Raw genomic sequence first — 15,207 nt, 5'->3', positions numbered from 1 at the left:
CCGGCCTCGTACGCCCCGCGCGCGTGCCCGTCAGCTCCGTGTCGCGGCCATCCCGATCGTGATCAGGCACAGCACCACCCAGCCGAACCACAGCCAGCCGCTGCTGCCCAGCGCGGCCGTGTACCCCGTCACCGCGACCAGCGCGCCGACGGTCACCACGCCCATCGTCTTCGTGGATCCGGACATGCGCGTCCTCCTCCGGGCCGGGGCCGTGACGCCCATCGTCACCCGTGACCAGGGTTCCGCGCTACTGCCCCCGGGCCTGGAGGGAGGCCAGATACGCGTTGTACCGTGCCAGCTCCTGGTCGCCGTCCCGGTCCGCGGCCCGGTCGGAACGCCTGGCCTGCCGCTGCTCCGAGCGGTACCACTGGTACACCAGCGCGATCAGCACCAGCACCGACGGGATCTCGCTGAACGCCCAGGCGATACCGCCCGCCGCGTTCTGGTCGGTCAGCGCGTCGATCCCCAGCGAGGCGGACGGGGAGCTGTACGTGGCGACCATCGGCTCGCTCGCCATCATCAGCGCGATCCCGAAGAACGCGTGGAACGGCATCCCGGCGAACAGCTCCAGCATCCGCATCACATAGCCGGGCCGGTGCGGTCCCGGATCCACGCCCATGATCGGCCAGAAGAAGACCAGACCGACCGCGAGGAAGTGCACCATCATCGCGATGTGGCCGGTCCTGGAGCCCATCAGGAAGTCGAAGATCGGGGTGAAATACAGCCCGTACAGGCTCGCGATGAACAGCGGGATCGTGAACGCCGGGTGCGTGATGACCCGCAGGTAGCGGCTGTGCAGCAGCGCGAGCAGCAGCTCGCGCGGACCCCTGGCGCCGCGCCGGCCCGCCACCGGAAGCGCCCGCAGCGCCAGCGTCACCGGGGCGCCGAGCAGCAGCAGGATGGGGGAGACCATGCTGATCACCATGTGCTGCACCATGTGCACGCTGAACATGACCATGCCGTAGTCGTTCAGCCCGGTGCACATCATCAGCGCCACGCTCAGCACACCGAGGACGAACCCGATCGTGCGGCCCACCGGCCAGCCGTCGCCCCGCCGCCGCAGCCGCAGCACTGCCCAGCCGTAGAGGGCGAGCGCGAGAACGCAGCCGACCAGGAAGAAGAGATCCGGCGAGTACGCCAGCCCCCGTCCCAGCGTGAACGGCGGCAGATCCATGGTCATGCCGTGCCCGCTGTGATCCATCCGTGTGCTCCCGTGGGACGAGCGTGAAACAGCCCGGCCCGATTCACGCCGGTTGTCCGCACCAGAGTAGAACCGCCCCCGACCGCGTCGGCGGGCGGGGGCGGTTCCGGGCGACCCGGGGACGCGGAGCGCGGGCGGTACGGGTCAGAGCACGCACTCCGCCTCGGCGTAGCGCTCGACGGGCACCGTCTTGAGCGTCTCCACCGCCTCGCCCAGCGGGACCATGACGATGTCCGTGCCGCGCAGCGCCGTCAGCATGCCGAACTCGCTCCGGTGGGCGGCCTCGACCGCGTGCCAGCCGAAACGGGTGGCCAGCACCCTGTCGTACGCCGTGGGGGTGCCACCGCGCTGGACATGGCCGAGTATCACCGGCCTGGCCTCCTTGCCGAGCCGGTTCTCCAGCTCGGTGGAGAGCTGCCGCGCCACACCGGCGAACCGCTCGTGGCCGTACACGTCCGTGCCGCCCTCGTCGAACTCCATCGAGCCCTCGCGCGGCTTCGCGCCCTCCGCGACCACGACGATCGCGAACCGCTTGCCCGCCGAGAAACGCCGTCCGACCAGCTCGGTCAGCTCGTCCATGTCGAAGGGCCGCTCGGGCACCACGATCGCGTGCGCACCGGCGGCCATCCCGGAGTGCAGCGCGATCCAGCCGGTGTGCCGGCCCATGACCTCGACGATCAGCACGCGCTGGTGGGACTCGGCGGTGGTCTTCAGCCGGTCCAGCGCCTCGGTGGCGACCCCGACGGCCGTGTCGAACCCGAAGGTGACGTCCGTGGAGGCGATGTCGTTGTCGATGGTCTTAGGTACGCCGACGATCGGCAGCCCTGCCTCGGACAGGAGGTGCGCCGCCTTGAGGGTGCCCTCACCGCCGATCGGGATGATCGCGTCCAGCCCCAGGTCGGCGACGTGCCCCCGGGCGCGCTCCACCCCGTCCCGCAGATGCGCGGGCTGCACCCGGGACGAGCCGAGGATGGTCCCGCCGCGCGCCAGGATGCCGCCCACGGCGTCCAGGTCCAGCTTGCGGTAGTCGCACTCCAGGAGGCCCTTCCAGCCGTCGTGGAAGCCGATCACCTCGTCGCCGTGGTCGGCGACGGCCCGGTGCACGACGGACCGGATCACGGCGTTGAGGCCGGGACAGTCGCCGCCGGAGGTGAGCACACCAATACGCATAGCCCGGGATACCTTTGCAACGTGGGCCGACGGCCGGACACCGTTGTCCGGCCAGATCGCCGCCACCCTACCGGCGGGCGGCGGCCCGGCCGAACCCGGCGTCCGACTGATGGACACCCTCCGGCGCTCCGCGTCAGGCGGGCTGGGTCGCCGCGGCGACCCGCTCGGCGCGCAGTGCCTCGTACCACCGGTCGTCGGTCGGCGGCAGGGCGTTCACGTCGAGCGCCAGCTTCAGCAGCAGGTCGGCGATCTGCGGATTGCGCGCCATCACGGGACCGTGCATGTACGTGCCGAAGACGGTGCCGTTGTACGCGCCCTCCGTGCCGTCGCCCGTGCCGTTGCCCCGGCCGAGCCGGACCCGCGCGAACGCCCGGGCCGACGGACCGAGGTGCGTGATGCCCTGGTGGTTCTCGAACCCGGTCAGCTGCTCCAGGTTGAGCTGCGGGTCGATGTCGGCCAGTACGTCACCGACGCACCGCTCGCCCTCGCCCCGGGTGGAGACCACGTCGAGCAGCCCCAGTCCGGCCTCGCGCTCGCCCAGGTCGTTGACGAACTCATGGCCCAGGATCTGGTAGCCGGCGCACACCGAGAAGACGATGGCCCCGTTGGAGACGGCCCGGCTGAGCCCGCCGTCCCGGCGCAGCCGCTCCGCCGCGAGCCGCTGCGGGCGGTCCTCACCGCCGCCGATCAGATAGATGTCGCCGGACGTCGGGACCGGCTGGTCGCTGCGCACGTCCACGCGGGTGACGCCCAGTCCGCGCTGCCGGGCCCGGCGCTCCACGACCAGGGCGTTCCCCTGGTCGCCGTACGTGCTCAGCAGGTCGGGATAGATCCACACCAGCCGCAGGCTGTTGTCACTCATTCTCGCTCGTCCTCCAGGGGTCCGAGGTGTCCAGTTCTCCGGCACGGCGTCAGTTGCCCACTCTTCGGCGGAGGTCCTGGAACGAGGTGTAGTTGGCGATGGCCTCGATCCGTCCCGGCGGCGCCATCCGCACGGCCTCGTCGGGGGTCTCGCAGACCCGGAAGTCCAGACCGGCCACTTCGAGGCGCACGGCGAGGTCCAGCTTCCGGTCGCCGATCACGAAGATCGGATGACCGGCGAGCCGCGTGTAGTCGACGTCCCACAGCCACGAGGTGTCCGTGCCGTCGGCGCCGCGGGCGTTGACCGCGAGGATCACCGGGGTCGGCGGCGGGTCGATGAGGGAGAACGTCTCCAGCCAGCCCGCGGGGTTCTTCGCGAGCAGCAGCCGCAGATCGCGGCCGAGGAAGGACACCACGTCGTACCGGCCGGCCACCGCCTGCACCTGGTACATCCGCTCCAGCGCCACCTGCGGCGGCACCCCGAAGGTCGCCACGACGGCGGCGGAGGTCGCCGCGTTCGCCTTGTTGGCGCGCCCCGGCAGCTGGAGGTGGATCGGCCAGGCCGAGCCGTGCGGGTCCAGTACGTGATCGCCGTGCAGCGCCCAGCTCGGCGGCGGCCTGCGGAAGCCGCACTCGCCGCAGAACCAGTCGTCGCCGGGACGCTGCATCACACCGCCGCAGGAGGGGCAGGACCAGGCGTCGTCCTTCCACTCCTGTCCGGCCGCCACCCACACCACATTGGGCGAGGAGGAGGCGGCCCACACGATCAGCGGGTCGTCGGCGTTCGCGATGACGACGGCCTTCGTACCGGCCAGGCCCTCCCGCCACTTCTCCGCGAGCATCCGGGTCTCGGCGGCGCGGTCGAGCTGGTCGCGCGAGAGGTTGAGCAGCGCGATCGCCTTGGGCGTCGTGTCGCGCGCCACCCCGGCGAGGTACTTCTCGTCGACCTCGATCACGCCGAACTTCGCGTCGGAGCCGCCCGCCAGGGCCGAGGTGATACCGGCCGGCATGTTGGCGCCGAGCGCGTTCGACACCACGGGCCCGGCGGCCCGCAGGGCCTCGGCGATCAGCCGGGTGGTGGTGGTCTTGCCGTTGGTCGCCGACACGAGGATGACGTCGAGGTGCTGCGCCAGCCGCCCGAGCAGATCCGGGTCGAGTCTGAGCGCCACCTTCCCGCCGATCACCGATCCGCTGCCGCGCCCAGCGGCGCGCGACACCGCCGCCGCGGCCTTGCCCGCCGTCACGGCGAGCTTGGCCCGCGGGGACAGCGGGTCCGTGTTGCCTGACATCGCCTTGATCCTCCTTGCGTCGGTCCGTGGGTCAGCCTATCGAGATCCGGCCAGGGACCCGAACCGTGGCACCGGGCGGAAGGCGGGGATGAGTGTGGACCGTACCCTGAGCGACATGCGAAACCGTTCGATCCCCGGCAGTTCCGGGCGAGTACGAGCCATGAGAATGCTCGGTGATCCCGTGCTGCACACGCCCTGCGAGCCCGTCACGGACTTCGGTCCCGCGCTCGCCGAACTCGTCGAGGATCTGTTCGCGACGATGTACGAGGCCCGTGGTGTCGGGCTGGCGGCCAATCAGATCGGCGTGCCGCTGCGGGTGTTCGTATACGACTGCCCCGACGACGAGGACGTCCGTCACCTCGGACACGTCGTCAATCCGCGGCCGGTCGTCACGGACGGCGTCGTGCTGCGCGGCCCGGAGGGCTGTCTGTCGCTGCCGGGCATCGAGGCGGGTACGGAGCGGGCCGACCACGCGGTGGTGGAGGGTGTCACCCGCGAGGGGGAGCCCGTACGGGTCGAGGGCACCGGGTTCTTCGCGCGCTGCCTCCAGCACGAGAGCGACCATCTGGAGGGCTTCGTCTACCCCGACCGGCTGACCGGACGGCGGAGGGCCAAGGTGCTGCGGACGGCCGCGCGGGCGCCGTGGGCCGGCGCGTCCGACCCGTACGTCTGAGACCCGTACCCCGGAGGCGGGTCCCCGTACGGGCCCCGTGCCCCATGCCCGTGCCCGTGCCCGCGCGGCCCTGCTCCGTACCGGCCGTTTCAGAATCCGGGACCGCCCGGGCGGTCGTCCACCGCGGCCAGCCGCCCCCACAGCAGGTCCGCCAGACTGTGCACCAACTGGGCCCGGGGGCAGGGGCGTTCACCGAGCCACCAGTCACCGGCGCCGTGCATCATGCCGACGATGCCATGGCCCCAGACCCGGGCGAGCTGCTCGCTGTCCCGGCCGAGGTCGACGCGCTCCGCGATGACCTCGGCCAGTTCCTCGCCGAGCCGGCGCAGCAGCGGGGCCGAATGGCGGCCGACGTCGAAGCCCTGCTCCGGCAGGTGGGCCTCCTCCGCCGGATGCATCAGGAACCGGTACACCTGGGGCCGGGCCTCGATCGCCGCGAGATAGGTGTCGAGCGTGGCCTCGACGCGCTCGCGCCGCCCTGCCGGGGCGTCGAGCGCGGTCCGCAGGGCGTCCAGCAGCGCGTCGGTATGGCGCTTGGCGAGCGCCCGGTACAGGCCGCCCTTGTCGCCGAAGTGCCGGTACAGGATGGGTTTCGTGATCCCGGCCTCGGCTGCGATGGCGTTCATGGAGGCGTGCGGGCCGTCCCTGAGCACCACCCTGTCGGCGGCCTCCAGCAGCTGCCGGCGCCGCTGCCGTGCCGATCGCTGCTGCTCGGCCTGGTGTGTGGTCTCCATGGGTGATGTCTCCCCGCGCGTGCGATCGCCTCGCGCACCGGCAACCGCGACCGCCGGTACGCCACGGAAACGTAACACCCCGGCCGGGGTCGTCGCTGATCGGAAGGTGGCTGGTTGACATCGCCTACTTGTGAGTAACAGACTGTTGTTACCGCAAGTAACATTTCTGTGCGACGCAGTGCCGAGTGCTGGAGGGAACATGACCGGGTTCACGCTCGATCTCAACGACGACCAGAGGCAGGTCCGTGACTGGCTCCACGGCTTCGCCGCGGACGTCATCCGCCCGGCCGCGGCCGAGTGGGACGAGCGTGAGGAGACTCCCTGGCCGGTCATCCAGGAGGCCGCCAAGGTCGGCATCTACTCCCTCGACTTCTACGCCCAGCAGTTCTTCGACCCCACCGGGCTCGGTATCCCCATGGCGATGGAGGAACTGTTCTGGGGCGACGCCGGCATCGCGCTGTCCATCGTCGGGACGGGCCTCGCGGCCGTCGGAGTCCTCGCCAACGGCACCGAGGAACAGATCGGCACCTGGATCCCGCAGATGTACGGCGACCCGGACGACGTGAAGCTCGCCGCCTTCTGCTCCTCGGAACCCGACGCGGGCTCCGACGTCTCGGCCATGCGCACCCGCGCCGTCTACGACGAGGCGAAGGACGAGTGGGTACTCGACGGCACCAAGACCTGGGCGACCAACGGCGGGATCGCCAACGTCCATGTCGTGGTCGCCGTCGTCGACCCCGCGCTCGGTTCGAAGGGCCACGCCTCCTTCATCGTCCCGCCCGCCACCCCCGGCCTCTCCCAGGGGCAGAAGTTCAAGAAGCACGGCATCCGCGCCTCCCACACCGCCGAAGTCGTCCTGGACGGCGTCCGGGTCCCCGGCCACTGCCTCCTCGGCGGAAAGCAGAAGCTGGACGAACGCCTCGCCCGCGCCCGCGAACGCGCGGCCTCGGCGAAGGCCGACGGCGGCGGACGCGTCAAGAACGCGGCCATGGCCACCTTCGAGGCATCGCGCCCCGCCGTCGGCGCCATGGCGGTGGGCACCGCCCGCGCGGCGTACGAGGTCGCACTCGACTACGCCACGACCCGCAGCCAGTTCGGCCGCCCGATCATCGACAACCAGGGCATCGCCTTCCAGCTCGCCGACATGCGCACCCGGATCGACGCCTCCCGGCTGCTGGTCTGGCGCGCGTCCTGGATGGCGGCCACGGGCAAGCCGTTCACCTCGGCCGAGGGCTCCATGTCCAAGCTGTACGCGAGCGAGACGGCCAAGCAGGTCACCGCCCAGGCCGTACAGATACTCGGCGGCAACGGCTTCACCCGCGAATACCCGGTCGAGCGCATGCACCGGGACGCGGCCATCTACACCATCTTCGAGGGGACGAGCGAGATCCAGCGCCTGGTCATCGCGCGTACCCTGTCGGGCGTGCAGATCCGCTGACTGCACGCCCCTTAACGACTTCTCCCGCAACCGCTGAAGGTACGCGGCCATGGCCAACTCCTCGCGGCGCCCTGCCCGCACACATCGGATGCCATCTCTCCGTGTACCGATCGCCGCCGCGAAGCAGCCGACCTCCCCTCGGTGCATTGAACACCCATTCCGAGTCAGGTCGGTATCCGGCAAGTTGACGCAGGAGCGAGGCAAGGAGCGGTGCGATTGGCCGTACGGCGCTGTAGTGCTGCCGGTATCGTCGGCTTGAGCTGACCGATGCTGGCGGCACTGATCCGGCGCGAGAAGCCCAGGTCAGGAAGCGTAGTCCCCGCGCGTGCGGGGGTGGTCCCATGTGTCTCACAGTTAACTCCGCCGGGGTCCGGTAGTCCCCGCGCGTGCGGGGGTGGTCCCAGAGCCGCGAGTTGTTCGCCCACCACGTCCGCGTGCCCGCCCGCTCCGCCGTGCCCCTCCGTCCCAGCCTTCGGGCTCGGACGGAGGGGCGCTTTCGTCATGTCCGGTGCCGGTTCAGGACCGCCGGGCGGCTCCGTCGGGCCATACCACGTCCACGGGGACGCCGGTCGCGCATGCTTCCGCGACGACGTCCGCTGTGCCCCCGCCCTTCCCCGTCGGGGGCTGGCCGTTCCAGACTGCGACGAGGCGGTCCGCACGCTCCAGGAGGACGGCGTTCGCGGACTCGTACGCCTGCCGGTTCGCTGACTCGTGCGGCATCGTCAGCACCTCGGAGGCGGCCTCCACCAAGTGATCGAAGATCGGCGCATGATCAGGCTTGACCTTCGCTGCCCGGTAGTCCTGAGACGGGATCACCACGACGAGGCGACCGCCGATGGCTGTCACCTCCTCCGCGAACAGCGAGTCGGATCCGGCAGCGATGCATGACACCCCGGTCAGATCCTCGCGGTACGGCGCCAGGACCTCGCGCAGCGCGGCCCGTACGAGCGGCACACTCTCCTCGGTCAGGTCCATGTGCCCCGTCACAGCCAACGTCGTCATGCGCCCACCCCTCAGCTCGACAGCAGATCGCGGACACTATCCCGCGCGTCCCGGACCGTACGCGACGCGCTGTGTCCCACGGTGTACGGATAGAGCTGGCCGAGCTGGCCGCGGACCCGCCCGGACCGGGTGAGCCGGGCAGCCGCGACCGCCCGGTGCGTCTCCTCCGCACCGCCCTCGATGTCGCCGACGAGGTAGTGGCATTCAGCGAGTCCGATCCGGTCGAGCGCGTGTGAGCGCCCTGCCTCGGATCCCCGTGAGGAGAGCGCGGCGCGGATCTCGGCGGCGGCTCGGTCGGCGTGCTGCTTCGGATTCTGCCGAGCCAAGTCGAGGAGCCGACCGCCAGTGACGCCGGCCAGTTCGGCATCGTCGAAGTAGGCGATCCAGTAGGGCTCTTCCTCACCCGGCCCCGCAGTGGCAAGTGCCTCGGCAGCTCGGGCGGTCGCGCGCTGAAAGCCCGCAGTACGGCCCTGAGCCGCATACGCCCATGCCTCGCGGGTGTGGAGCATCGCTCGGACCCGGTGCCCGATCACGTCCCGGGCGCCTTCCTGGGCCAGGTGAATGAGTTGAAGCGCGTCGTCGGGCCGGTCACGGTACAACATCTGCCTGGCCATCCCGGCGAGGACGTTCGCGCCGAACACCGGGTCGTCGCCCGCGTGCGCCGAGCGCAGGGCGAGCCGGTAGTACTCCTGCGCGCGTCGGTGAAGGCCGGAGTCCCAAGCCATCGTGGCCGCGGTACCGGCGAGTTGCGCCATGATTCGGTAGAGGCGCGTCTCGACGGCAGGCGCCTGGTGGTCATCAAGGGCACTGGCGATCTCGCTGAGCTGGCCGAGCACGGCCTTGCGCCGGAGCCCGCCGCCGTACTGGTGGTCCCACTGCCGAAATGCCCTCGCGGTGATCTCCAGCTCGTCTATCTCCCGCATCCCGAGCCGACCCCGGCGGGCCGGTGCAGGCAGTGCGGCGGCGGGCTGGAGCCACCCCTCCAGAGGGTCGAGCAGGGCGGCACCGGTCACTGCGGCTCCGGCCAGTGCGCGTGTGACTGCGCGTCGGTCCATCACGAGATCACTCCTGGTCAGATCTGCCGCCAGATCTACCGTCACGTCGGACCGCCACGGAATGTCGTCGGCGGCCGGCCGGGCGCGCGGCAGCGTCAGCGGGCGCTGTTGCTCGGCGTGTTGCTGGTGCTCCCAAGGGCGCGGCGCCAGGCCGAGGAGACGCCCCGGGATCCGGAGTCCGTCGGCGATCCGGCACATCACGTCGAAGCTCGTGACGCGCTGGCTGCCGCTGATGATCGTGGAGACCTTGCCGGGGGTGAGCTGGCAGGCCGCCCCGATCCGGTTCTGGGAGAGGCCGCCCCACTTCTTGATGAGGGCGAAGACCGAGGCGAAGTCGTGCTCAGCGAGTGCTCGCCGAACGTCGTCCCTGTCAAGGATGTCGGGAGCGAGCGGGCCGGGGGTGGTGGCTTCCATGGGGGCCGACTTCCGGAGTGATCCTATGCACGTGCGGGGCGCCTTACTGGAGCGCCAACGAGTGTATTACCGCCTCGGTAACCCCTGCTGGTCATCCCACCATCAGCGAATGACGGCGACGCTACTTCCATGACCCAATCGGCTGATGAGAGGGATGCGGCATGCCCGCCCAAGTGACCACTGAGACTGCGATCTCCCGCTGGCTGGCATCGTCCATCCGGGACCCCGAGAGCGCCTTCCGGGACTGGGCTGACGGGCGGCCCGCCATCCTCGCCCTCGGCGCCCGCTTCGACGCCGTCAAGGCCCCGGGCCGCCTCGTGCACGCGGCGGCCGACGCCCCCGAGCACGACGCCGTGGCCGTGGTCCTGGACCGGCTCGGCGGCCCCGTCATCTGGGCACCGCCCACCTGGTACATGATCCTCGTCCCGACCGGAACAGCGGAGGAGTGGGTCTCTCCGTACGCCTCCGCGCTCAGCCGCGGCACCTACCTCACCGTGCCCCGGCTCGACCGCACCGGTCCCGCCGGCATCCACTGGGCTGTCCCGCCCACGCGTGCGCGGGCCCTCTGCGCCCCGGACGAGGTCGCGCGGCTGCTGCACCTCGGGCACCAGCGCCAGGGCGACATCCGGTGACGGCGCGCACCGGCGACGCGCCCCGCCCGCGTATCCCCGGCATGTGCTGGATCCCGCACCCGGACGACGCTCTCCGCTGCACGGAGAGCGAGGGGCACTCGGATACGGCCGATGACCACTACCACTGGCCGACGAAGACGTTCTGGCCGCGGTACGAGGGCGAACACCAGTGACTGCGGCGACGCTCCAGGCATGCCGGAAGCGGCAGGTGCCGCCCGCGCGGGAGCTGACCTGGGATCAGGCCCTGGGCCGCGCGTGCTGTGCGTGCGGACGGCCGCTGTCCGGCGGGGCGATACCGCGCGGACGCGCGGAGGGCCGGCAGGGCGTGCATGACACCGGGGCCGAGGTCTGGTCCTGTCCCTGAACCCCCGCGCGCCGCTGCCGTCGTCGTCCGCGGCGCGCGGGACGGGCGCCCGGCCGTGCGTGGCCGGGTGCCCACCTACCGCCCCGGCCGGCCGTCTTCCCCCATGGGCCCCGGCCCCCGTGGACCCCGGCCGGGGCTCCTCCCGTACCAGGCCCGCGACCGTTGCGCCGATCGCGTGAGAGACGCGCAGCGGTCGCGTCAGGTTCGGAACGTGGCCGCCGGTCCCGTACCGGTGGATCGCCCCGCGCTCGAACGCTGAGGACGGGATCCGGCAGACCCCCGCCCGACCACCCCCACCGCCGCGCACCGGGTCGCCGCGTCAGGAGGGCGCGGGCAGCTGCGCCTCGATCGCCGCGACGACCTCCGGGGCCTCCGGCTCCGTGCGGGGGCGGATCCGGGCGACGACCTCGCCCTCCGGGGAGAGCAGGAACTTCTCGAAGTTCCACTGCACCTCCCCGGCGGCGCCCTCCGCGTCCGCCGCCCGTGTCAGCTCCGCGTAGAGCGGGTGGCGGTCCTCACCGTTCACGTCCGTCTTCTCCAGCAGCGGGAAGCTCACCCCGTACGTGGTCGAGCAGAACGTCCGGATCTCCTCGGCGCTGCCCGGTTCCTGGCCGGCGAACTGGTTCGAGGGAACGCCGAGGACCGTGAAGCCCCGGTCGGCGTAGGTCTGCTGAAGCCGCTCGAGACCGGCGTACTGCGGGGTGAGCCCGCACTTGGAGGCGACGTTCACGATGAGGACGGCCTTGCCCGCGTAAGCGGCCAGGGAGGTGGGCTCACCGGTGAGGGTGCGCAGCGGAATGTCGTACAGAGCCATCGGGATCTCCTCGGTTTCCGGCGTTCTCCCCTCATTGTGGACCTGCCGGTGAACGCGGGGGCGCGCGGGCTGGTAGACGTGGGGGGTGGACGAATCCCTGAACGCGCCCCGGCTGCCCGGCTCGGAACCCGACAGCCCGGCCGTGCCCGGCGACTCCGCCCGTCGCGAGGTGCGGTGCGGGCTGTGCGGCCGGCCGCTGCGGGGGACGGCGTCGCGCCGCAGCGGGCTCGGCCCCTCCTGCGACGCCAAGCTGCATCCGTCCGGGCCGGAGATCAGGACCCGGCGGCGCGCGGCCGAGCAGGACCCGATCCCCGGCATCTGAGCGGGGTGTGTCCGCGCGGGTCAGGTCGCGGTGGCCGCCGCGGCCGCGCGTCCCGCCGCCCGGCCGGAGAACAGGCAGCCGCCGAGGAACGTGCCTTCCAGCGACCGGTATCCGTGCAGCCCGCCGCCGCCGAACCCGGAGACCTCACCGGCCGCGTACAGCCCGGGAACCGGCGCGCCCGCCGCGTCGAGGACCCGGCCGGACAGATCGGTCTGGAGCCCGCCCAGGGTCTTGCGGGTGAGGATGTTCAGCCGTACGGCGATCAGCGGCCCGGCGCTCGCGTCCATGATCTTGTGGGCCGAGGCGGTACGGCTGAGCAGGTCCCCGGTGTACTTCAGGGCGTTGTGGATCCCCATCACCTGGACGTCCTTGGTGTAGGGGTTGTCGATCTGCCGGTCCCTGGCGTCGATCTGCCGTTTGAGGTCGGCCAGGTCGATCAGGCCGTGACCGGTCAGCCTGTTCATGCCGAGGACCAGCTCGGACAGGCTCGACGCGACGACGAAGTCGACGCCGTTCTTCTTGAACTTCTCGATCGGCTCGGGTGTCTGCCAGACGCGCGAGAGGGTCAGCAGGATGTCCTTGTTGGTGAGATCCGGATTCTGCTCGGAGCCGGAGAGCGCGAACTCCTTCGCCAGGATCTTCTGCGTCGTCACGAACCAGGAGTAGTCGTACCCGGTGTCGGTGATCGCCTTGAGTGTGCTGAGGGTGTCGTAGCCGGGCAGGTTCGGCGCGGAGAACCGCTTGCCCGTGGCGTCCAGCCAGAGCGACGAGGGGCCGGGCAGGATACGGATGCCGTGCCCGGCCCAGATCGGGTCGTAGTTCCGCAGCCCCTCGGTGTAGTGCCACATCCGGTCCGGGTTGACGATCCGCCCGCCGGCCCGCTCGGTGATGGCGAGCATCCGGCCGTCCACATACGCGGGCACCCCGGTGATCATGTCCTTCGGCGGGGCCCCGAGCCGCGCCGGCCAGTTCTGCCGGATCAGCTCGTGGTTGGCGCCGATACCGCCGGAGGTGACGATCACCACCGGGGCGCGCAGCTCGAACTCGCCGACGACCGTGCGCGAACTGGCCTTTCCCCGGGCCGCGTCGCTCGGCTCCAGGATCGCGCCCCGGACCCCGCTGACGGCGCCACCGGTACGGACCAGCTCATCGACGCGGTGCCGGAACCCGAACGTCACCCGCCCCCGTGCCACCGCCGCCCGCACCCGCTTCTCGAACGGCTCGACGACGGCCGGGCCCGTCCCCCAGGTGACGTGGAAACGGGGTACGGAGTTGCCGTGGCCGTCCGCCAGGCCGCCGCCGCGCTCGGCCCAGCCCACGATCGGGAACCAGCGCACCCCCTGCTGATAGAGCCAGGACCGCTTCTCGCCGGCGGCGAAGTCCACATAGGCTTCGGCCCACTTGTACGCCCAGTGGTCCTGCCCGCCCGGATCGGTGGTGCCCCGGTCGAAACCGGCCGCGCCCTGCCAGTCCTGCCATGCCAGCTCACGGGTGTCCTTGATGCCCATCAGCCGTTGCTCGGCCGAGTCGACCAGGAACAGTCCGCCGAACGACCAGAACGCCTGCCCGCCCAGATTCGACTCCGGCTCCTGGTCCAGCAGCAGTACCTTGCGCCCGGCGTCCGCCAGTTCCGCCGTCGCGACCAGGCCGGCCAGGCCGCCGCCGACGACGATCACATCGGCGTCCGCCGCCCCGGCCGCGTACGCCGGAGTGACATGGGGGAGGGCAGCGGCGCCGGCGAGCACGCCGCCCGCCACCGTGAGGGCGCGGCGACGGGTGAACAAGGCCGAATCTGCGGGCTTTTCCATCGGGTTGCCTTCCGGAAGGGGGGTACGGAGGGTGCCGTCCCGGGAGCAGCGCTGTTACCGTGCGGTAGCTCACATCTCATCAGGCCGACACCGGGCGGTGGTAGGCACCGGGAGCCAATGTGGCGGCCCTCTCGTTGTACGCCGGACACAGCGCGCGAACGGATCCGGCGGATGTCACGGACCGGAGGGAGAGGAGCGAGGCGCATGACTGTCACGCACCGGCGCGAGCCGGTCACCGGCGTCCTGCGGGACATGGCCGCCGACGCCGACGTCTGCGGTGAGCTGGTCCACGCCGCCCGCAGCCGCTCGCCCGAGGTGGCGCGGCTCGCCGAGGCCGAGACCCACCGCCATGTCGCCGCGATGATCGCCCAGGCCGGCGGGTGGCTGGCCACCTTCGGCCGGATCGAGGAGCAGGACTTCGCCGCCGCTCTGCTGCTCGGCGGCGACCGGGCCGGTCAGGGCGTCCCGATGACCGCCCTGCTGCGCGGGGTTCAGGCCGCGCTCACCCGCGCGGCGGAGATCGCCGTCGACCGCTGCCGGTCCGCCGGGGTGCCCGACGGCTCGCTGCTCACCGCCGTACTGCTGCTGAAGGAGTACGGCGACGCGGTCGAGCGGCAGGTGATCCACGGGTACCGCGCCGTCGAACTCGCGCCGCCGCCCACGGCCGCCGAGATCCGCACCCGGCTGCTGCGCCGCCTGCTGACGGGCGACGCGGCCCCCACCGCCGAGGAGGCCGCGGAGCTGGCGAAGGCGGGCATCCACCGGGACACGCCGGTGCACTGCCTCGCCACGGACGCAGCCGACCCCGCGCCGGTCCGGCTCCTCACCCGCCGGCTCTCCTGCTCCGGCGGCCTCTTCGCGCTGGTCGACGGGCGGCTCGCGGGCCTGTCCCGCCGGATTCCCCCGGCCGACGAGATCGGTACGGGCACGCTCGCCGTGGTCTCTCCCGCTGTCCCCCGGCAGGAGCTTCGCCCGGCCCACCGGCTCTGCGTCCGTGCTCTGGACATCGGCGGCCGGCGCGGGCTGCGCGGACTGTACGGACTCACCGACTTCGCCGGCGAGATCGCGCTCGACGGCCAGCCGCTGCTGGGCGCCTGGCTCGGCGACCGGCTGCTGGGCTCCCTCGACCGGTCGGACGGCTTCCACCGGCAACTCGCGCTCACCGCACTGACGTTCCTCGAACACGGACAACGCCTCGACCAGACCGCCGCGATCCTGTTCACCCACCCCAACACCGTCCGCTACCGGCTCGGCAGGCTCCAGCGGATCACCGGGCGGTCGCTGACCGACACTCCGGCCGGCGGCCGCCCCGGCCCCCTGGACACCCTGCACTGGTGGTGGGCGCTGACCGCCTGGCTCCGTACGCCCCCGACATCCCCGGCCGTGTCAGGACCACCCGCGACGAACGGCTGAAACAGCCACCCGACAGG

Annotated in this window: 16 protein-coding genes; 6 read left to right on the top strand and 10 right to left on the bottom strand. The window is 71.7% G+C overall.

Going from position 1 to position 15,207, the window contains the following annotated elements; genetic code table 11:
* Nucleotides 1–30: 30 nt before the first annotated feature.
* The 5 genes from ACFY6S_RS20465 to ACFY6S_RS20445 form a co-directional block, all read right to left on the bottom strand.
* On the bottom strand, nucleotides 31–186 hold the full coding sequence (locus tag ACFY6S_RS20465) for a hypothetical protein (RefSeq protein ID WP_388819607.1): 156 nt from the start codon (nucleotides 184–186) through the stop codon (nucleotides 31–33).
* A gap of 61 nt (nucleotides 187–247) precedes the next feature.
* A complete protein-coding gene (locus ACFY6S_RS20460) occupies nucleotides 248–1,201 on the bottom strand; it encodes a cytochrome c oxidase assembly protein (protein ID WP_388819604.1) in 954 nt (317 codons plus the stop codon).
* Between the two features lie 144 nt (nucleotides 1,202–1,345).
* Entirely contained in the window at nucleotides 1,346–2,371 is a 1,026-nt protein-coding gene (locus tag ACFY6S_RS20455) for a 6-phosphofructokinase (protein WP_388819601.1), read from the bottom strand.
* Nucleotides 2,372–2,504: 133 nt separating this feature from the next.
* Nucleotides 2,505–3,233, bottom strand: a complete 729-nt coding sequence (locus tag ACFY6S_RS20450) for a type 1 glutamine amidotransferase (RefSeq protein WP_388819598.1) — start codon at nucleotides 3,231–3,233, stop codon at nucleotides 2,505–2,507.
* A 49-nt stretch (nucleotides 3,234–3,282) separates the two neighbouring features.
* Nucleotides 3,283–4,521 carry a MurT ligase domain-containing protein gene (locus ACFY6S_RS20445; RefSeq protein ID WP_388819595.1) on the bottom strand — a complete coding sequence of 413 codons (1,239 nt, stop codon included), beginning with the start codon at nucleotides 4,519–4,521 and terminating at the stop codon, nucleotides 3,283–3,285.
* 115 nt (nucleotides 4,522–4,636) lie between these two features.
* On the opposite strand from ACFY6S_RS20445, the gene def reads away from it, so the two are divergent.
* Nucleotides 4,637–5,194 carry a peptide deformylase gene (def, locus tag ACFY6S_RS20440; protein ID WP_388819592.1) on the top strand — a complete coding sequence of 186 codons (558 nt, stop codon included), beginning with the start codon at nucleotides 4,637–4,639 and terminating at the stop codon, nucleotides 5,192–5,194.
* Nucleotides 5,195–5,283: 89 nt separating this feature from the next.
* Here def and ACFY6S_RS20435 read toward each other — a convergent pair whose 3' ends face one another.
* Nucleotides 5,284–5,928, bottom strand: a complete 645-nt coding sequence (locus tag ACFY6S_RS20435; protein ID WP_388819589.1) for a TetR family transcriptional regulator — start codon at nucleotides 5,926–5,928, stop codon at nucleotides 5,284–5,286.
* 199 nt (nucleotides 5,929–6,127) lie between these two features.
* Between ACFY6S_RS20435 and ACFY6S_RS20430 the strand changes: the two genes are divergently transcribed.
* Complete coding sequence (locus tag ACFY6S_RS20430; protein WP_388819586.1) at nucleotides 6,128–7,366, top strand: acyl-CoA dehydrogenase family protein; 1,239 nt, start codon at nucleotides 6,128–6,130, stop codon at nucleotides 7,364–7,366.
* Between the two features lie 516 nt (nucleotides 7,367–7,882).
* Here the strand turns inward: ACFY6S_RS20430 and ACFY6S_RS20425 are convergent.
* Nucleotides 7,883–8,368 (bottom strand): hypothetical protein, encoded by a 486-nt coding sequence (locus ACFY6S_RS20425; RefSeq protein ID WP_388819583.1) that lies wholly within the window; start codon nucleotides 8,366–8,368, stop codon nucleotides 7,883–7,885.
* A gap of 11 nt (nucleotides 8,369–8,379) precedes the next feature.
* Nucleotides 8,380–9,837 carry a hypothetical protein gene (locus ACFY6S_RS20420; protein WP_388819580.1) on the bottom strand — a complete coding sequence of 486 codons (1,458 nt, stop codon included), beginning with the start codon at nucleotides 9,835–9,837 and terminating at the stop codon, nucleotides 8,380–8,382.
* A gap of 173 nt (nucleotides 9,838–10,010) precedes the next feature.
* Here ACFY6S_RS20420 and ACFY6S_RS20415 point away from each other — a divergent pair, with 173 nt between their 5' ends.
* Complete coding sequence (locus ACFY6S_RS20415) at nucleotides 10,011–10,469, top strand: hypothetical protein (RefSeq protein ID WP_388819577.1); 459 nt, start codon at nucleotides 10,011–10,013, stop codon at nucleotides 10,467–10,469.
* On the top strand, nucleotides 10,466–10,642 hold the full coding sequence (locus tag ACFY6S_RS20410; protein WP_388819574.1) for a hypothetical protein: 177 nt from the start codon (nucleotides 10,466–10,468) through the stop codon (nucleotides 10,640–10,642). Before ACFY6S_RS20415 ends, ACFY6S_RS20410 begins: the two co-directional genes overlap by 4 nt.
* A gap of 510 nt (nucleotides 10,643–11,152) precedes the next feature.
* Here the strand turns inward: ACFY6S_RS20410 and ACFY6S_RS20405 are convergent.
* On the bottom strand, nucleotides 11,153–11,647 hold the full coding sequence (locus ACFY6S_RS20405) for a glutathione peroxidase (RefSeq protein ID WP_388819571.1): 495 nt from the start codon (nucleotides 11,645–11,647) through the stop codon (nucleotides 11,153–11,155).
* A gap of 112 nt (nucleotides 11,648–11,759) precedes the next feature.
* Here ACFY6S_RS20405 and ACFY6S_RS20400 point away from each other — a divergent pair, with 112 nt between their 5' ends.
* Complete coding sequence (locus ACFY6S_RS20400) at nucleotides 11,760–11,969, top strand: DUF6011 domain-containing protein (RefSeq protein ID WP_388819852.1); 210 nt, start codon at nucleotides 11,760–11,762, stop codon at nucleotides 11,967–11,969.
* Nucleotides 11,970–11,989: 20 nt separating this feature from the next.
* Here the strand turns inward: ACFY6S_RS20400 and ACFY6S_RS20395 are convergent, their stop codons facing one another.
* Nucleotides 11,990–13,777, bottom strand: a complete 1,788-nt coding sequence (locus ACFY6S_RS20395) for an FAD-binding dehydrogenase (protein ID WP_388819568.1) — start codon at nucleotides 13,775–13,777, stop codon at nucleotides 11,990–11,992.
* 204 nt (nucleotides 13,778–13,981) lie between these two features.
* On the opposite strand from ACFY6S_RS20395, the gene ACFY6S_RS20390 reads away from it, so the two are divergent.
* Entirely contained in the window at nucleotides 13,982–15,190 is a 1,209-nt protein-coding gene (locus ACFY6S_RS20390) for a PucR family transcriptional regulator (protein WP_388819565.1), read from the top strand.
* Nucleotides 15,191–15,207 lie beyond the last annotated feature (17 nt).

It is taken from the genome of Streptomyces sp. NPDC012835, from assembly GCF_042900885.1.
Lineage (GTDB): Bacteria > Actinomycetota > Actinomycetes > Streptomycetales > Streptomycetaceae > Streptomyces.
Note: the sequence above shows the minus strand (reverse complement) of the source record. Positions and strands in the feature narration are given on the sequence as shown.

Excerpts from the sequence above, each read along its gene's own strand:
- ACFY6S_RS20465 (WP_388819607.1), bottom strand. The coding sequence starts at position 186 with ATGTCCGGATCCACGAAGACGATGGGCGTGGTGACCGTCGGCGCGCTG.
- ACFY6S_RS20460 (WP_388819604.1), bottom strand. The coding sequence starts at position 1,201 with ATGGATCACAGCGGGCACGGCATGACCATGGATCTGCCGCCGTTCACG.
- ACFY6S_RS20455 (WP_388819601.1), bottom strand. The coding sequence starts at position 2,371 with ATGCGTATTGGTGTGCTCACCTCCGGCGGCGACTGTCCCGGCCTCAAC.
- ACFY6S_RS20450 (WP_388819598.1), bottom strand. The coding sequence starts at position 3,233 with ATGAGTGACAACAGCCTGCGGCTGGTGTGGATCTATCCCGACCTGCTG.
- ACFY6S_RS20445 (WP_388819595.1), bottom strand. The coding sequence starts at position 4,521 with ATGTCAGGCAACACGGACCCGCTGTCCCCGCGGGCCAAGCTCGCCGTG.
- def (WP_388819592.1), top strand. The coding sequence starts at position 4,637 with ATGCGAAACCGTTCGATCCCCGGCAGTTCCGGGCGAGTACGAGCCATG.
- ACFY6S_RS20435 (WP_388819589.1), bottom strand. The coding sequence starts at position 5,928 with ATGGAGACCACACACCAGGCCGAGCAGCAGCGATCGGCACGGCAGCGG.
- ACFY6S_RS20430 (WP_388819586.1), top strand. The coding sequence starts at position 6,128 with ATGACCGGGTTCACGCTCGATCTCAACGACGACCAGAGGCAGGTCCGT.
- ACFY6S_RS20425 (WP_388819583.1), bottom strand. The coding sequence starts at position 8,368 with ATGACGACGTTGGCTGTGACGGGGCACATGGACCTGACCGAGGAGAGT.
- ACFY6S_RS20420 (WP_388819580.1), bottom strand. The coding sequence starts at position 9,837 with ATGGAAGCCACCACCCCCGGCCCGCTCGCTCCCGACATCCTTGACAGG.
- ACFY6S_RS20405 (WP_388819571.1), bottom strand. The coding sequence starts at position 11,647 with ATGGCTCTGTACGACATTCCGCTGCGCACCCTCACCGGTGAGCCCACC.
- ACFY6S_RS20395 (WP_388819568.1), bottom strand. The coding sequence starts at position 13,777 with ATGGAAAAGCCCGCAGATTCGGCCTTGTTCACCCGTCGCCGCGCCCTC.
- ACFY6S_RS20390 (WP_388819565.1), top strand. The coding sequence starts at position 13,982 with ATGACTGTCACGCACCGGCGCGAGCCGGTCACCGGCGTCCTGCGGGAC.